Source organism: Streptomyces rishiriensis (genome assembly GCF_003112535.1).
Lineage (GTDB): Bacteria > Actinomycetota > Actinomycetes > Streptomycetales > Streptomycetaceae > Streptomyces > Streptomyces rishiriensis.
This window is the reverse complement of sequence record NZ_BEWA01000016.1, coordinates 88,826-105,213: the sequence shown is the minus strand read 5'-3', so window position 1 is coordinate 105,213 and position 16,388 is coordinate 88,826. Positions and strand designations below refer to the sequence as shown.

Annotated in this window: 15 protein-coding genes; 9 read left to right on the top strand and 6 right to left on the bottom strand. The window is 72.5% G+C overall.

From position 1 onward, the window contains the following. Positions 1-17 precede the first annotated feature (17 nt). Complete coding sequence (locus tag Sri02f_RS26825) at positions 18-1,118, top strand: PAS domain-containing protein (protein ID WP_245970817.1); 1,101 nt, start codon at positions 18-20, stop codon at positions 1,116-1,118. A gap of 169 nt (positions 1,119-1,287) precedes the next feature. Continuing rightward, positions 1,288-2,439: an acyl-CoA dehydrogenase family protein gene (locus Sri02f_RS26820; RefSeq protein WP_109003889.1), complete on the top strand. Its 1,152-nt coding sequence runs from the start codon at positions 1,288-1,290 to the stop codon at positions 2,437-2,439. Here the strand turns inward: Sri02f_RS26820 and Sri02f_RS26815 are convergent. The 6 genes from Sri02f_RS26815 to Sri02f_RS26790 all read right to left on the bottom strand — a co-directional run bounded on the left by Sri02f_RS26815 (position 2,433) and on the right by Sri02f_RS26790 (position 9,315). Then, positions 2,433-2,945 carry a PaaI family thioesterase gene (locus Sri02f_RS26815; protein WP_245970816.1) on the bottom strand — a complete coding sequence of 171 codons (513 nt, stop codon included), beginning with the start codon at positions 2,943-2,945 and terminating at the stop codon, positions 2,433-2,435. The two genes, Sri02f_RS26820 and Sri02f_RS26815, sit on opposite strands and share 7 nt — an antisense overlap. Before the next feature lie 16 nt (positions 2,946-2,961). Then, a complete protein-coding gene (locus Sri02f_RS26810; protein WP_109003888.1) occupies positions 2,962-3,936 on the bottom strand; it encodes an LLM class flavin-dependent oxidoreductase in 975 nt (324 codons plus the stop codon). Next, positions 3,933-6,353, bottom strand: a complete 2,421-nt coding sequence (locus tag Sri02f_RS26805) for a bifunctional acetate--CoA ligase family protein/GNAT family N-acetyltransferase (RefSeq protein WP_109003887.1) — start codon at positions 6,351-6,353, stop codon at positions 3,933-3,935. The genes Sri02f_RS26810 and Sri02f_RS26805 overlap by 4 nt, the downstream gene beginning before the upstream one ends. 22 nt (positions 6,354-6,375) lie before the next feature. Next, positions 6,376-7,455 carry an amidohydrolase family protein gene (locus Sri02f_RS26800; protein WP_109003886.1) on the bottom strand — a complete coding sequence of 360 codons (1,080 nt, stop codon included), beginning with the start codon at positions 7,453-7,455 and terminating at the stop codon, positions 6,376-6,378. A 93-nt stretch (positions 7,456-7,548) separates the two neighbouring features. After that, entirely contained in the window at positions 7,549-8,505 is a 957-nt protein-coding gene (locus tag Sri02f_RS26795; protein ID WP_109003885.1) for an electron transfer flavoprotein subunit alpha/FixB family protein, read from the bottom strand. Between the two features lie 27 nt (positions 8,506-8,532). Beyond that, a complete protein-coding gene (locus tag Sri02f_RS26790) occupies positions 8,533-9,315 on the bottom strand; it encodes an electron transfer flavoprotein subunit beta/FixA family protein (protein ID WP_109003884.1) in 783 nt (260 codons plus the stop codon). A 144-nt stretch (positions 9,316-9,459) separates the two neighbouring features. On the opposite strand from Sri02f_RS26790, the gene Sri02f_RS26785 reads away from it, so the two are divergent. The 7 genes from Sri02f_RS26785 to Sri02f_RS26755 are packed head-to-tail and all read left to right on the top strand — an operon-like array spanning position 9,460 to position 16,384. Next, on the top strand, positions 9,460-10,782 hold the full coding sequence (locus Sri02f_RS26785) for a phenylacetate--CoA ligase family protein (RefSeq protein WP_109003883.1): 1,323 nt from the start codon (positions 9,460-9,462) through the stop codon (positions 10,780-10,782). Continuing rightward, the gene (locus Sri02f_RS26780; RefSeq protein ID WP_109003882.1) at positions 10,782-11,513 is read left to right on the top strand and encodes a hypothetical protein; all 732 of its coding nucleotides are present in this window, start codon (positions 10,782-10,784) and stop codon (positions 11,511-11,513) included. Before Sri02f_RS26785 ends, Sri02f_RS26780 begins: the two co-directional genes overlap by 1 nt. Positions 11,514-11,515: 2 nt before the next feature. After that, positions 11,516-12,427, top strand: a complete 912-nt coding sequence (locus tag Sri02f_RS26775; protein ID WP_109003881.1) for an SDR family oxidoreductase — start codon at positions 11,516-11,518, stop codon at positions 12,425-12,427. Position 12,428: 1 nt separating this feature from the next. After that, positions 12,429-12,872, top strand: coding sequence for a Zn-ribbon domain-containing OB-fold protein (locus Sri02f_RS26770; RefSeq protein ID WP_109003880.1), 444 nt, complete (start codon positions 12,429-12,431; stop codon positions 12,870-12,872). Next, entirely contained in the window at positions 12,869-14,017 is a 1,149-nt protein-coding gene (locus Sri02f_RS26765; RefSeq protein WP_109003879.1) for a thiolase family protein, read from the top strand. The genes Sri02f_RS26770 and Sri02f_RS26765 overlap by 4 nt, the downstream gene beginning before the upstream one ends. 46 nt (positions 14,018-14,063) lie before the next feature. Next, positions 14,064-15,272 (top strand): acyl-CoA dehydrogenase family protein, encoded by a 1,209-nt coding sequence (locus tag Sri02f_RS26760; RefSeq protein WP_245970815.1) that lies wholly within the window; start codon positions 14,064-14,066, stop codon positions 15,270-15,272. Continuing rightward, the gene (locus Sri02f_RS26755) at positions 15,269-16,384 is read left to right on the top strand and encodes an acyl-CoA dehydrogenase family protein (RefSeq protein ID WP_109003877.1); all 1,116 of its coding nucleotides are present in this window, start codon (positions 15,269-15,271) and stop codon (positions 16,382-16,384) included. Before Sri02f_RS26760 ends, Sri02f_RS26755 begins: the two co-directional genes overlap by 4 nt. The last annotated feature ends 4 nt before the right edge of the window (positions 16,385-16,388 follow it).

Here is a 16,388-nt window from a genome sequence, read left to right as displayed (position 1 = left end):
GGCACGCCAAAGGGTCCTTGCGGACAGGTGAGTCCGCGGACGCGGGCGGCCTCGCCGACCCGGGCGGCTCACAGCGCACCGCGCACCGGCGGCAGCGGGGAGCAGAGCTCGCGCCGCCCCGCGGCTACGCCGCCTTCGCGGACCTCGTGGACCTCGCTCCGGCGGCCGCCTTCATCCGGGACCGCGACGGGCGCTACCTGTGGGCCAACCACGCCTACGCGCACCTCTACGGCACCGTGCCGCAGCAACTGGTCGGCAGATACATCGAGGACTTCGACGCTCCGGCCGAGGCCGACCGGTTCCGGGCCCTGGACCAGCAGATACTCACCCGGGGCACGCCCGTCCGCCACACTCTGCGCTACCTGCGCCAGGACGGCACCACGGGCCGTGCGGTCGGCCATCGCTTCCCGGTGCGGGAACAGTCCCGGACGTGCATCGCCGGCATCTACGTGGACATCACCGACCACCTGCGGGCCACGGCGCAGCGCCAGGAGGCCGAGGAGAACCTCAGCGCCCTGCGTGACCACAGCGGGCTGCCCTGCGCCCTGTTGTCGGCGAACGGGCGGGTGATCGAGGCGAGCGTGGCGGCCGCCGAACTCTTCCGTCTCGGCCTGACCGACCTCGTGGGCCGCCGTGCACACACCCTGCTGGCCCCCGAACCGGAGCTCGATCTCGACCGGTTGCACCGCCGCTGGAACAGCCTGATAGCCCGCCGCACCCGACGTGTCGAGACCACCGCCGTGCTCGTCGACGCCCATGGACTGCAGCGTCGGGCGGAGCTCCACCTGACGACTATCGGCCATTCCGCCAGCCGAGCGCGGCACGTGTGGGTCGTGATCACCCATCAGAGCCTCGCTCACGAGGCGCATCCGCCGCTGACCGCCGCGCAGATCCGCATCCTGTCGCTGCTGGCGCACGGCAGCAGCAACAGCGACATAGCCGCCTCGCTGAAACTGTCGCGGCAGACGCTCGACTACCACCTCAGCCGTCTGCGGCACCTGCTGGGCGCCGCGACCCGTCCGGCCCTCGTCGCGCGCGCCTACGTCCTCGGCATACTCGCCCCCCACGCCTGGCCCCCGCGCTCGGCCACGGCGGCCCATCCCCTCAGCACCGCGTGACCTTCGCGGACGGCGACGCCCGCGTCGCCGTCGAGCGGCGGCCGGCGGTGAGGGCGACCGCGCCGGGCCGGGCAGGCGGCCGCGGGTGACATGCTGTCGCCATCTAGCCCTATCCGCTAACATAGAATAATTAGATAGATGAATGGCCTAGTGGTGGCGAGGAGTGGCCGTGGACTTCGGGCTGACCGACGAGCAGGACCTGTTGCGCGCGACGGCACGGCAGTTCGTCGCCGACGTGTGCCCGGCCGAGAAGGCCAAGCGGTGGGACGAGGAGGGCGTCGTACCGCCCGAGCTGTTCCGGGGCATGGCGGACCTGGGGTGGTTCTCCCTGCCGTTCAGCGAGGACGAGGGCGGTGACGGCGGGGGCCCGCTGGAACTCGTCCTGATCGCCGAGGAGCTGGGGCGCGCCAGCTTCGACGTCGCCATGTGCTACATCGGGGTCCTCATCCCCGGCATCACGGTGTTCCGGTGGGGCAGCGAAGCGCAGCGCGACTTCATCCGCGAACAGGTCATGACCGGCCGCCACCGGCTCGCCGTCGGCCTCAGCGAGCCGGACAGCGGGTCCGACGCCGCGGCCCTGCGCACCACCGCCGAGGACCACGGCGACCACTTCGTCGTCCGCGGCCAGAAGGCGTGGTGCACCGGCGGCGGCCTGCCCGACACCACCATCGCGACCTATGTGCGCACCGGCCCCCGCGAGCCCAAGCACGGCGGCATCAGTCTTCTGCTCGTCGATCCCGCGACGCACGGCGTCGAGGTCCGGCGCACCCCGACGCTGGCCCGGCACATCCTGGGCACCAACGAGGTCTTCTTCCACGACGCGCCGGTGCCGAAGGAGAACCTCGTCGGCCCGCGCGACGGGGGGTGGAAGGTCATGCTCTCCAACATCGAGCTGGAGAAGGTGATCATCAGCGGGGGATACCTGGGGGCGGCGCAGGCCACCCTGGACGAGATGCTGGAGTACGCCCGCACCCGGCACGCCTTCAACCGTCCGATCGGGAACTTCCAGGCCCTCGCCCACGCCATGGCCGACCTGCAGACCGAGATCGACTCCGCCAGGCTGCTCACCCACCGCGCGGCGTGGCTGCTCGCCCGGGGCGAGCCGTGCACCCGTGAGGGCTCGATGGCGAAGCTGAAGGGCTCGGAGACGTACGTCGCCGCCGCCCGGCTCGGGATGCAGGTCCTCGCGGGACACGGGTTCTCCACGGAGAGCGTGATGAGCTTCCGCTACCGGGAGTCGATCGTGGCCACCATCTCCGGGGGCACGAGCCAGATCCAGCGCAACGGCATCGCCCGCACCATGGGGCTGCGCTCCTACTGAGCCTCGCCGTCCTGCCCGGCCAGCCACTCCTGGTGGCGTGCGAAGTGGCCCGCGTCCCGGGTCACCCAGATCCCCGCGGCCCGGGCCAGCACGGCCCGGTTCGGCAGGAGGACCATCTCGCCCGAGATGTACCAGCGCCTGCCCTCCCGCTTCTCCACCCAGGCCCGTACCTCGAGCGGTCGTTCCACCGGCACCGGCTTGACGAAGCTCAGGCTCAGTTCCGCCGTGACGCTCAACACCCGGTGCAGCAGCGGAAGATGACCGAGGCAGTCGTCCAGAACGGCCGCCGTCCAGCCGCCGTGCGCGACCTCGGGCCCGCCCTCCTGGTCACGCGGGCAGGTCAGCTCGAACCGCGCCGACCCGTCCTCGTCGAGCCGCTCGCGCCGCACTCCCAGCCGGCAGGAGCCGGCCGCGCGGCACGCCCCGCACAGCGCCACCCCACCGGGGGTCCGGGGCGGCTCCTGGAAGTCCGCACCGGCCCAGGGACCCGGTGTCGTCGTGGACATCGTGTGACTCCTCGCGTCAGACATCGGCAAGCAGCGGGCGCAGTTTCCCGGCGATCAGCTGGACCTGGCGGGACACCATGTCCTCGGGCATCCCGGCGAGCGAGGCCCACAGGAAGACCCCTTCCACCGGCAACCCCGCCACGTACGCCTTGACGGCCTCGGCCGTCTCCTGCGGTGTGCCGTACAGGAACTGACCGACGCCGCTCGCGCGCAGCCCGGTCTCCCGCCACTTCTCGGGATCGATGGGGCGGGGGAGCGGCCGGTCGGTTCCCTCGACCATGTAGCGGCGGTAACTGTCCCACTGGTACTGCAGATGCCGGCGCACCACCGGCCAGTCGCCCTCGGGGTCCTCGGTGACGAACGTGGTGAACGAGCCCTGCATCCGGGCCGCCGACGCGTCGAACCCGCTCTCGACCAGCCCCTCCCGGTACGGCGTCAGCAGCGCCGGGTCGAGCGACAGCAACCCCGTGCCGAGCCGGCCGGCCCGCCGGGCGCCCTGCGGGCCCTGGTAGCCGAGCCAGATCGGCAGCGGGTCCTGGACCGGACCGGGGGTGACCAGGGATTCGGCCCACAGCCGGCGGATGTCCCGGACCCGCTGATCGGTCGTCGTGTAGCGCTTGGCGAGGTCGGCTCCGTAGAGCCGGTACTCGGGGACCCGGTAGCCGGTGCCGAGACCGAGGTCCAGGCGACCGTCGCTGATGACGTCCACGATCGCGGCCTGCTCGGCGATCTCGGGCGCCGCGTGCAGCGGTGCGGGGACGACCGCGGTGCCCAGGCGCACCCGGCGGGTCCGGGCCGCGGCGGCGGCCGCCATGGTCAGCGGCTGGGGGAGGTAGCCGTCCTCGAAGCCATGGTGTTCGGAGAACCACACCGAGTCGATGCCCAGCCGGTCGGCCTCCTCGCACATCTCCAGGGCGAAGCCGTACACACGCGCCCAACTCCGCCGCCAGGGCGGAGGGTTGCGCAGGTCGAAGTAGATGCCCACCTTCATGCGGGGCCGCCTTTCACGATGCCTGCCGTGGCGTCGTCCGCCAACCGGATCGTCGCGTGCGCGACGGCCACTCCGTCCCCCGGCGGCAGCAGCCGTACCGGGCGCAGCTCCAGGGCCTCGATCTCGGGGAGGTCCTCGACCATCGCCGAGATCCGCAGAACCGTCTCCTCGATGGCCGCGAACTCCACGCCCCGCTTCTCCAGCAGTGGGGTGGCCCGCAGCGAGCGGACCATCTCGCGTGCGTCGCGGTCGCTCAGCGGAGTGACGCGGTGCGCGACGTCCGCCATGAGGTCGGCGTAGTCCCCGGTCAGCCCGAAGGAGACGACCGGTCCGAAGACCGGGTCGGCGCCGACGGAGAGGAACGCGTCCGGGCCGGGGCCCGGTTCCGTGTCGCGTACGGCGATCCCGTACGCGGCCAGCAACCCGGTGGCCACCGCCGCGGGCACGGTGCCGGGGCCGCAGGCGGCGACGAGGGAACGGGCGCGCTCGGCGTCGACTCCCGGGAGATCCGGTAGGACGCCCGCCGGGGTGCTGCGCCAGGCCTGGTAGGCCGCCGCGTGTCCGAGTGAGCCGGCCGCCGCCTCCGGGAACGCGTACGTCGGCACGACCAGGTCGCCCCGGTGCAGGAGATCGGCGACGCCCGCGCCGCCCAGGAAGCTCGCCACCACCGGTTTCTCGGGCCGGGCAGCGGCCGCGTCGAGGATCGCCGACGCCACCTCGTCGGCCTTGTCCGCCAGCGGCGGCATGAACAGGACGACGGCCGCGTCGATGCCGTCGTCGGCCAGGACCGCGTCCAGCGCCTGCCGGTAGTGCGCCGCCGCGGCCATCGGGGTCAGGTCGACCGGATTGGAGACGTCGGCCCGGGGCCCCAGGGCCGAACGCAACACGTCCCGGGTGCGCTCGCCGAGCGCGGGCACGCACAGACCGCTCGCCGCGCACGCGCCCACCGTCAGCGCCGCGGGCCCGCCCGCGTTGGTGACCACGGCGACCCGGTTGCCGGGCGGGGGAGGCTGGTGGGCGAGCAGCAGGGCCGCGTCGAACAGCTCCTGGAGACCGCGGGTGCGGATCACGCCGGACTGGGCGAACAGCGAGCTCACCGCCGAATCGGCGGGTCCCGGGTGGACCGCGACGATCGGTTTGCGCGGCGCTATCCGGCGGGCCACGCGGGCGAACCGGCGCGGATCGCCGAAGGCCTCGACGTGCAGCAGGATCACCGAGGTCCCCGGATCCTCCTCCCACCACTGGAGCAGTTCGTCGGTGGACACGTCCACGGCGTGCCCCACCGACACGAAACCGGAGAAGCCGAGCCGCAGCCGCCGGGCGAAGTCGAGCACGGCGAGCCCCAGCGGCCCGGACTGGCTGGACATCGCCACCCGGCCGGGCGACGGCAGCGCGGGCGAGAACGTCGCGGCCAGCCGCGCCGCAGGCGTCGTGTTGACCACGCCCATGCAGTTGGGCCCCACCAGCCGCATCCCCGAAGCCCGCGCGAAACGGGCCAGCTCCCGCTCGGACGTCCGGCCCCCGGCTCCGCTCTCGCCGAAGCCTGTGGAGACGACGACCACCGCCTTGACCCCGGCCTCGGCGCACTGCCGTACGACGTCGGGCACGGCGTCGGCCCGGACGGCCACCACCGCCAGGTCCGGCGGTTCGGGAAGGTCGCGGACGCGCGCGTACGCGCGTACGCCGGCGATCTGCTCGGCCTGCGGGTTGACCGGGAACACGCTGCCGCCGAAGCCGCCCCGCAGCAGGTTGGCCACGATCTCGTGGCCGATGGTCAGCGAGGAGCGGTTGGCCCCGATCACGGCGACCGACCGCGGTTCGAGCAGGGGCCGCAGGGAGCGCCGTACCGCGGTCTGCTCGCGGCGCTCGGCCCGGGCCACGGCGAGGGCCTGTGGGTCGACGGCGATCTCGAAGTGGATGATCTGGCCCGGCGGCCCGCTCTCGACCCGGTAGCCGGAACCGAGGAAGACATCGATCATCCGGGTGTTGTCGGCCAGGACGTCGGCCTCCAGCACCCGGATGCCGCGCGCGCGTGCCGCGGCGGCGATGTGCTCGAGCAGCAGCCTGCCGAACCCCTCGCTCTGGTGGTCGTCGCGGATGGTGAAGGTGACCTCGGCGTGCTCTGGATCCTGCGGGTCGCGGACGTAGCGGACCAGGCCGGCGATCTCGTCGCCGGACAGGGCGACCAGCGCCAGCTCGTCGAGGTAGTCCACGTGCGCGCCGCGCCGTATGACGTCGTCGCGGGCGCGGACCACCGGGCCGAGGGAGCGGTAGGCCAGGGTGGCCCGGGACAGGCTGCCGACGAACGCGACCAGCCGGTCGGCGTCCTCGGGCCGGATCGGCCTGACGAACGTCGACCGCCCGGTCCTGACGAGTCCGGGCCGTTCCAGGTCCTCGGGATACGGGGGAGTGGTCACCGCCGGTTCGCCTCGCTGCCGCTCAGACGGCCGCTTCCCGGGGAGTGCGTTCGGGCAGGCCGAAGAGCTCGTTGAAGGTCCCGCGCGTGACGCGCTCGCGCACCTCGTCCGGCACGCCGTCGAACAGGTCGTGGAGCGTGGCCTGGGTGTGGCCGTAGGTGCCCTCGAGATGGGGGTAGTCGTCGCCCCACATGACGTTGCGGTAGCCGGTCGACTCGACGATCTCCACCGAGCTCTTGTCGTGCTGGAAGGAGGCGTACACCTGCTGCCGGATGATCTCGCTGGGCAGGCGGCTCAGCTTCGGCCGGACGAACATGCCGTGCTGGCGGTACGCCTCGTCCATCCGGTCGCCGATGGCCGGCATCCAGCCCGCGCCGCCCTCCGCGATCAGGATCTTCAGGTCGGGGTGGCGGTCGAGGGCGCCGCCCGCGACCATGTGCGACACGACGCGCATGCCTGGGTAGGTCGTCTCCATGTAGTTGACGACCGCTCCGCCGGGTCCGCGGAAGACGACGTTCTGACCGCCCGTGCCGATGTGGAAGCCGAGCACCATGCCCGCCCGCTCGGCCGCGGTCCACAGCGGCTCCCAGCGGTCGAGGGCGTACTCCTCGCCTTCCCGTGTCGAGCACGGCAGGAAGACCGCCTTGAAGCCCAGCTCGGCCGCCCGCTCCAGCTCGGCGACCGCGTCGCCGACGTCGGCGGTCGAGACGCAGGCGGTGGTGATGACCCGCTCGTTCTTGCGGAGGATCTCCTCGTGCGCCCAGTCGTTCCAGGCCCGTACGGTCTCCCGGGCCAGCTCCGGGTCGGTGATCGACACGAGCCAGAACCCCATGGAGGGGAAAGCCAGTTGGGACCACACGCCCTCCTGGTCGAGGTCCTGGAGACGGACTTTCAGGTCCCAGGCGCCCGGCGGGCGCATGGCGTCCATGAAGTCTCCGAGCTGGCGGTCGATGCGCTCCCCGTCGATGTAGAGCATCTCGTACTTCTCGCCTCGCTCGCTGCGCGGGGCGCGAGCGCCGAGCCGCGCGGGGAGCCTCTCGGTCCACACGTCGGCGGGTTCCATCACATGGGAGTCCCCGGAGTTGACCCAGATCTTCGACATGCCGCTCCTTCGGGGCAATGGATGTAATCAGTTAGCGATTTTAGTTGTATGGGCGGTCGAAAGGGAAGGCCGGGAAGGACGGAGGGCCGGGAATCAGCTCCGGCGCCGCCGGATCTCCTCCACGAGCTGCGGCAGCACCTCGAAGAGGTCCCCGACGACGCCGTGGTCGGCGAGCTCGAAGAGGGGGGCGTCGGCGTCCTTGTTGACGACGACGATGGTCTTCGACGTCTGCATGCCCGCCCGGTGCTGGATCGCGCCGGAGATGCCGGCGGCCAGGTAGAGCTGCGGCGAGACCTGGGCGCCGGTCTGGCCGACCTGGTGACGGTGCGGGTACCAGCCCGAGTCCACGGCGGCCCGGGACGCCCCGACGGCCGCGCCGAGCGCGTCGGCGACCCGCTCGATCACGGTGAAGTCGCCGTTCACCCCCCGGCCGCCGGATACCACGATGTCGGCCTCGGTCAGCTCGGGACGGTCGCCGCGCTCGCGCGGTGTGCGGGCCAGGACCCGGACCGCGGCGGAGGCCGGGCCGAAGGCGACGTCCTGCTTCTCGACGAGCGGGGTGACGGGCGCCGGTTCGGGCGCGGTGGCGTTCGGCTTGACCGTGATGACCGGGACGCCGCGGGTGACGTGTGCCGTCACCTGGTAGGTCGCCGCGAACACCGACTGCTCGGTGACCGGGCCGTCCGGCCCGGGGACGACGTCGACGGCGTCGGTGATCAGCCCGGAGCCGAGGCGGAGCGCGACCCGTGCCGCGGTCTCCTTGCCGTCGGGCCCGGAGGGCAGCAGGAGAGCCGCCGCGCCGGTGCGCCCGGCGAGCTGCGTGAGGGCGTCGACGGCCGGGGTGACGAGGTGCTCGCCGACCTCCGGCGCGTCCACGACGTAGACCTTGTGCGCGCCGTACCGGCCGAGGACCTCGGTCGCGGAGTCCGCGCCGGGCCCCAGGAAGACGGCCGACGGCTCGCCCAGCCGGCGGGCCAGGGTGAGCAGTTCGAGGGTCGGCTTGTGCACGGCGCCGTCGGTGTGGTCGACGAGGACGAGGATCTCGGGCATGGCGGTGCGCTCCTTTCGGCGGGCGGGTCAGATGAACTTCCGGGCGGTGAGGAAGGCGGCCAGCCCGGCCCCGCCCGCACCGTCGTCGACGACGATCTCGCCCTTCGTGCGGGGCGGGCGCCTGGCCGTCGTGTCCACGGCCGACCGGGCGCCGCTGCGTCCCACCTGTGCCGGGTCGACCCCGAGGTCGGCGAGGTCCAGGGTCTCGACCGGCTTCCTCTTCGCGGCCATGATCCCCTTGAAGGAGGGGTAGCGCGCGTCGCCGGAGCGGTCGGTCACCGACACCACGGCCGGCAGCGTTCCCTGGACGCTCACGGTCGCGCCGTCGCCCTCCCGGCGACCGCTCACCGTGCCGTCGTCGACCGTCAGCCCCTCGACATGGGTGACGGCCGGGACGCCGAGCCGCTCGGCGAGCATCGCCGGCACGACGCCCATGGCGCCGTCCGTCGAGGCCATGCCGCACAGCACGAGATCGAAGCCGTGTCGCTCGATGGCCCTGGCCAGGACGAGTGAGGTGCCGAAGGCGTCGCTGCCCTCGATGCCCTCGTCGCTCACGTGGATGGCCGAGTCGCCGCCCATGGCGAGCGCCTTGCGCAGTGCGTCCCTGGCGTCGTCGGGTCCGACGGTGAGGTAGCTGATCTCGGTGTCGGCGCCGTCGGCCTCGGCGATCCGCAGCGCCTGCTCGATGGCGTACTCGTCGAGCTCGGACAGCAGTGAGTCGACCGAGGCGCGGTCGGTGGAGCCGTCCTCGGTGAAGGTGCGGTCGGCCGCGGCGTCGGGCACGTGCTTCACACAGACAACGATCTTCACGGCGCCTCCCGTAGGGTGAATGAGTATTAATAGTTAACTATATAGGTCCCGTGATGCGCGAGCCCTTGCCTTGAATCCGTCCAATTGGTTGACTGATTGCGCTGATAGCTGGAAGATCTGGGCACCGAGCCGCGAGGAGGCGCCATGGTCGGTGACAGGGACACCGCTGACAGGTACTTCGAGCCCCAGGTGGAGACCATGCCCCGCCGGCGACTGCGGGCACGGCAGGAGGAACGGGTCCTGGAGCTCGTCGGGTACGCCTACGCGAACTCGGCCTTCTACCGTGAACTCTGGGACGGGCACGGGGTGCACCCGCGCGACATCCGGTCCCTGGCGGACTTCCGGGCGCGCGTGCCGTTCATCACCAAGGACATGGTGCGGGCCTACCGTGCGCGCACCGGGGACCCCTTCGGCGGTCTGCTCTGCGTGCCCGGCGAGGAGCTGACCTCCGTCTCCTCCAGTTCGGGCACCACCGGCGAACCGGAGTTCTTCGCCGAGATCTGGCAGGACGCCCCGCCCCTGGTGACCGCGCAGGTGCGGGACCTGTGGGAGCTCGGGCTGCGGCCCGGGGACCGGGTACTGAGCCCGCCCGGCACCTTCCGCAATCTCATGGACCCCGGCTACCAGGCACTCGGCGCCGTGGTCATCGAGGTGGACACCTGGATGGGGAGGATGCACGAGGTCGTCGAGGCCATGCGCACCTACCGGCCGGCCTATCTGCAGATGATGTATCCGCAGATGGTGGAGCTGGAGCACCTGGCCGAGAAGACGGACCTGAAAGAGGCCTTCTCCTCCCTCAAAGGCGCCTCGTGCGCCGGGCAGCCCCTCAGCCGCAAGATGCGCGAGCGGATCCGCGACGACTGGGGCATCGACGTCTACGAGTACACCAGCGCCGCCGACACCGGCACCGCGTGGGAGTGCCGTGAGCACGACGGCTTCCACCTCTGGGAGGACACCGTCTTCGCGGAGTGCGTGGAGGTCGGGGAGGACGGCTGGCGTGATGTTCCCGAGGGCGACCTCGGCGAGCTGGTCGCCACCGACCTGGACAACCGGGCCGCCCCGCTGATCCGCTACCGCAGCGAGGACCTCGTCCGGCTGTCCGGCGAGACCTGCGGCTGCGGCCGCACCCATGCCCGGATGTGGGTGGCAGGGCGGCGCGGCGACGAGACGCTCGTCCAGGGACGCTCCGTGGTGCTGCGGGACGTCTGGCAGGCGGTGGAGGACCAGCCGGAGACGGTGGCGGGCGTCTTCCAGATCGTCCGGGACCGCCGCGAGGTCGACGAACTGCTCCTGCGCGTCGGCTACGACCCCGCACTCACCGGCGACGTCGACGCCCTGGCCGGCCGGCTGGGCGAGGCCGTGCGCGAGCGGACCGGAGTCAAGCCGGTGCTCGACATGCGCACCGAGGAGGACCTGTTGAAGACCATGACCAGCGTCGCCAAGTTCCCCCGGGTGGTGAAGAGGTGATGACCCGCGCCGACACCCTCGCCCGGGCCGGGCTACTCGACCGCCCCGCACTCGCCTACGTCGTGCGCTTCCCCGCCGCCGACGGCACGCGCGAGACGGAACTGACCTGGGCGGAACTCGCCCGGGACACCGAGTGGGCCACCGCACGGCTGCGGGAGCACGGCCTCGCCGCAGGACAGCGGGCGCTGCTGACCATGTCCGGCTTCGAGGGCTTCTGGGGACACGCGGTGATCGGCGCCCTGCGCGCGCTGAAAGTGACGTACGGCATCGCCGAGGCGATGGGCTGGGACCACCGGCGCACCTCGGTCTTCCACCGCGAACTGCGACCGCACGCGGTGATCGGCCTGTCCGCCGAGACCCTGGAGGGGCTCTCCGGGGTCGCCGACGTCGGTGAGATGTTCCGCCCGACGTCGGTCGTCCTGGCCCGGCCCGCCGCCGTGCCGGTGCTGCGCGCGCTGGGCGTGTCCGCCTGTCTGTTCTCGCCCCTGGGACCGGCACTCGCCCTGGAGTGTCCCGAGCGGAGCGGCGCGCACGTCAACGCCGCCGAATGGCGGGTCGCGGAGCGGGACGGGGAGTTGTCCGTGGCGGCGGGGGAGCAGCGCACGTCGCCCCTGCCCGAGACCCCGCTCGGCATTCCCGGCCGCGTCGCCGTCGGCCGGTGCGCCTGCGGCAGCCAGGACCCGCGGGTGCTGTTCTCCGTGGCCGGCCGGCCACTGTCATCGAGGAGCTGAGGATGTCCGAAGGAGTGGTCGACGGCCGGGTCGTGGTCGTCACCGGAGCCGGCAACGGCATCGGCCGGGCGCACGCCCTGGCGTTCGCCGCGCACGGGGCGAAGGTCGTGGTCAACGACCTGGGCGGCGGCCGCGACGGTGGGGGCGCGTCCGCCGGACCCGCCCAGGCCGTGGTGGACGAGATCGTCGCGGCGGGCGGTGAGGCCGTGGCCAACACGGACGACATCTCCGCCTGGGACGGCGCCGGCCGGCTCGTGCGGCAGGCCGTGGACGCCTACGGCGGCCTGGACGTGCTGGTCAACAACGCCGGCATCCTGCGCGACCGGATGATCGTGTCGATGACCGAGCAGGACTGGGACAGCGTGCTCGCCGTCCACCTCAAGGGCGGCTTCGCCACCCTGCACCACGCGGCCGCGTACTGGCGCGAGCGCGCCAAGTCCGGTCACGCCAACGACGCCCGGGTGATCAACACGACGTCCCCGTCCGGCATCTTCGGCAACCCGGGGCAGTCCAACTACGGCTCCGCCAAGGCCGGCATCGCGAGCCTCACCCTCATCGCCGCCGCCGAGCTCGCCCGCTACGGCGTGACGGTGAACGCCATCGCGCCCACCGCGCTCACCCGGCTCACCGAGGACATCGAGATGATGCGGCGGGCCGCCGAGGCGCAGGACCTCACCCCGGAGGCCGTCTCGCCGCTCGTGGTGTGGCTGGGCTCGGCGGCCTCGCGCGAGGTCACCGGCCGCGTCTTCGGCGTCGTCGGCAACCGCATCACCGTACTGGAGGGCTGGGTCAACGGCCCCGGCGCGAGCGCCGGGGCCCGGTGGACGCCGGAGGAACTGTCCTTCGTCGTCCCGAACCTGGTGGCCAAGGCGGCGCCGAACGCCGACGCCCTCGGCAACCGGAACGGAGCCTGAGATGACGCCGGACCGACGGCCGGTCGCCGAGGGCCTGTTCACCTGGCCGACCGACGAAGAGAACCCACTCCGGCTCATCGGCTCCGAGTGCGCCGACTGCGGTCTGGTCAGCTTCCCGGCCGCCCCGGACTGCGTCCGCTGCGCGAGCACACGGTCCGAGGAACGCCTGCTCGCGGACCGCGGAACGCTGTGGACGTACACCACCCAGGACTTCCGCCCGCCCTCCCCGCCGTACGACGGACCCGAGGCCTTCGAGCCCTACGCGGTCGGCTACGTCGAACTCCCCGGCGAACTGCTGGTCGAGGCGCGCCTCACCGAACCCGACCCGCGCAAGCTGCGCATCGGCCAGCCCATGCGGCTCACGCTCGTGCCGTACACCGTGCAGGACGACGGCACCGAGGTCGTCACGTTCGCCTTCACCCCGACCGCGGAGGAGACACCATGACCGAGGCCGTCATCATCGGCGTGGGACTCCATCCCTTCGGGCGGTTCCCCGGCAGAACCGCCCTGGACATGGGCGCGGACGCGGTGCGCATGGCGCTCGCCGACGCGGGCGTGACCTGGCCCCGGATCCAGGGGGGGTACATCGGCAGCTACGAGGTCGCCAACCCGGACGCCATCGTCGCCCGGCTGGGGTTGACCGGAGTCCCGCTGCGCGGCGTGTTCAACGGCTGCGCCACGGCCGGCACGGCCATCGCGCTGGCCGCGCGCGCCATCGAGACCGGCGAGCATGACCTGACCGTCGCGATCGGCCTGGACAAGCACCCTCGCGGGGCGTTCGCCGCCGACCCGTCCGTGGCCGGCATCCCCTCCTGGTACGGGCAGACCGGGCTCTTCCTCACCACCCACTTCTTCGGCATGAAGATCAACCGCTATATGCACGAGCACGGCGTCTCCCACGAGACGCTGGCCCGCGTGGCCTCGAAGAACTTCGGCAACGCCGCCGCCAACGACAAGGCCTGGCGCCGCACCCCCCTGTCGGTGGAGGAGATCCTCGCCTCGCCGGTCCTGAACTACCCGCTCCGCCAGTACATGTACTGCGGCCCGAACGAGGGCGCGGCGGCGGTCGTGCTGTGCCGGGCCGACCAGGCCCACAAGTACACCGGAAAGCCGGTGCGGGTCCGCTCCACCGCCCTGCGCAGCCGCAGGCTCGGCGCGTTCGAGGTGCAGAGCCCGTCGTTCCCCGTCGGCGAACCCGTCGGGAGTCCGACCGTGGCCGCCTCCCGGGCGGCGTACGAGCTGGCGGGCATCGGCCCGGAGGACGTCGACGTCGCGCAGCTCCAGGACACCGACGCCGGGTCGGAGGTCATCCACATGGCGGAGAACGGCCTGTGCAAGGACGGCGAACAGGAGCGGCTCATCGCCGAGGACGCCACCGCCATCGGCGGCCGGCTCCCGGTCAACACCGACGGCGGGCTGCTGGGCAACGGCGAGCCGATCGGCGCGTCCGGCCTGCGACAGATCCACGAGATCGTCCTGCAACTGCGCGGCACGGCCGGGACCCGGCAGATCCCCGGCGCGCCCCGCGTCGGCTACACCCACCTGTACGGCGCGCCGGGCGCGTCGGCCGTGACGATCCTCTCGACCTGACAGCACAGGGGACCCCGCAATGGGCTTGCCACAGGAAACACCCGACATGCAGGACTTCGCCGCCGAGGCGCGCCGCTTCCTCGACGCCCACGCGGCGAAGGCCCCCGACCGCACCGCCGTCACCTGGGGCGAGGGCGACGACTCGATGGCGTACTTCAGCAGCCTCCCGCCCGAGGCGGAGGCGGAGCAGGTGCGGCGGGCACGTGCGTGGCAGCGGATCCGCCACGAGAACGGCTTCGGCTGGATCACCGGCCCGCCCGAGTACGGCGGACGGGGGCTGACCCCGGTCCACGACCTGCTCTACGACGCCGTGGAGTCCGAGTACGACGTCCCCGACACCGGAGTGCTCGCCGTCGTCGGCCTCGGCATGATCGGGCCGACGATCCTCGCCCACGCCCGGCCCGCCGTCAAGGAACGCTGGCTGCCCGCGATGTACCGCGGGGACGCCATCGCCTGCCAGCTGTTCAGCGAGCCCGGCGCCGGATCGGACCTGGCGAGCGTGGCCACCCGCGCCGTGCGCGAGGACGGGGACTGGGTGCTCAACGGCCAGAAGGTGTGGACGTCGGTCGCCCAGCACAGCGACATCGGTCTCGCACTGACCCGCACCAACCCCGACGCGTCCAAGCACCGCGGCATCACGGCCTTCCTGGTCCCCATGGACGCCCCTGGCGTCGAGGTACGGCCACTGCGGCAGATGACCGGCGGCGCCGACTTCAACGAGGTCTTCCTCACCGACGTCCGCATCCCCGACGACCACCGCCTCGGTGAGGTCGACGGCGGCTGGACGGTCGCCCTGACCACCCTGATGAACGAGCGCGACACGGTCGGCGCCGAGGGCGCGGGCCCGGTGGCGGCCGCCCTGTCCCCGGACCGCCTCTCCGCGCTCATGCGCGCCACCTGGACCTGGGACGACCGCGCCCTGCGCGGCCGCCTCGCCGAACTCCTCGTGGACGCCATGGCCACCGGCTACCTCAACGACCGCGCCCAGCGCACTCTGCGGGCCGGCATCGCCCCCGGCCCCGAGAGGTCCGTCGCCAAACTGATGTACGGCCAGAACCTCACCCGGGCCGCCCACTTCGTCTCCGAGTGCCTCGGCCCGCGCATCATCGCCGACACCGGCCGGTGGGGCACCTATGCCTGGTCCGAACTCCTGCTGGCCACACCGGCGTTGCGTATCCTCGGCGGCACCGAAGAGATCATGAAGAACATCCTCGCGGAACGGGTCCTCGGCCTGCCGAAGGAGGCACGGGCATGAGTGCAGACGACGCGGAGCTGAAGGCGCTTCGCAGTTCCGTACGGGAGTTCCTGGAAGCCAAGTCACCCGAGGAAGCCGTACGCAAGATCATGGAGAGCGAGTCGCGCCACGACCCCGCGGTGTGGGCCCAGGCGGCCGACCAACTGCGCCTGCCGGGCCTCGCGATCCCGCCGGAGTACGGCGGTGACGGCTTCGGCCTCGTCGAACTCGGCGTCGTCATGGAGGAGATGGGCCGTGCCCTGCTGTGCGCGCCCTTCTTCGCCACCGTCGTCCTCGCGGCCCAGGCCCTGCTGGCCTCGGGCGACGACGAGGCCTGCGCGCGCCATCTCCCCGGCGTCGCGGACGGACGCACCACAGCCACCCTGGCGGTCGCCGAGGACGACGGCTCCTGGGACCCCGCGCTGATCACGGTGCGCGCCCGGCCGGACGGAGGGGGCGGCTGGAAGCTGAGCGGCCGCAAGTGCTTCGTCATCGACGGCACGACCGCCGATCTGGTCCTCGTCGTCGCCCGGACCGTCGCCGGTCCGTCGTTGTTCGCCGTCGACCGGTCGGCGACGGGACTGTCGGCCGAACCGCTGCAGACCCTGGATCCCACGCGGGCCATGGCCCGGCTGACGTTCGACTCCGTGCCCGCGACCCTCGTCGGCACGGACGGGGCGGGCGGACGCGTCATGGCCCGGGTCCTGGACGTGGCCTCGGTCGCCCTGGCCGCCGAGCAGTCGGGCGGGGCCCGCCGGTGCCTGGAGATGAGCGCGGAGTACGCCCGCACCCGACACCAGTTCGGCCGGCCCATCGGCTCCTTCCAGGCCGTCAAGCACAAGTGCGCCGACATGCTCGTCCAGGTGGAACTGGCCGAGGCGTCCTCCCGGGAGGCGGCGCGGCTGGCCGCCGAGGGCGCGCCGGACGTCCCGGTCGCCGCCGCCGTGGCACACGCGTGCTGCTCACGGGCGTTCATGGCCGTGGCGATGGAGACCATCCAGGTCCACGGCGGCATCGGCTTCACCTGGGAGCACCCGGCCCACCTGTACTTCCGCAGGGCCAAGTCCTCGCAGCTGCTGTTCGGAGGGCCGGCGGTCTACCACGAGCGGCTGCTGGACCGGCTCGGGATCTGAGCGG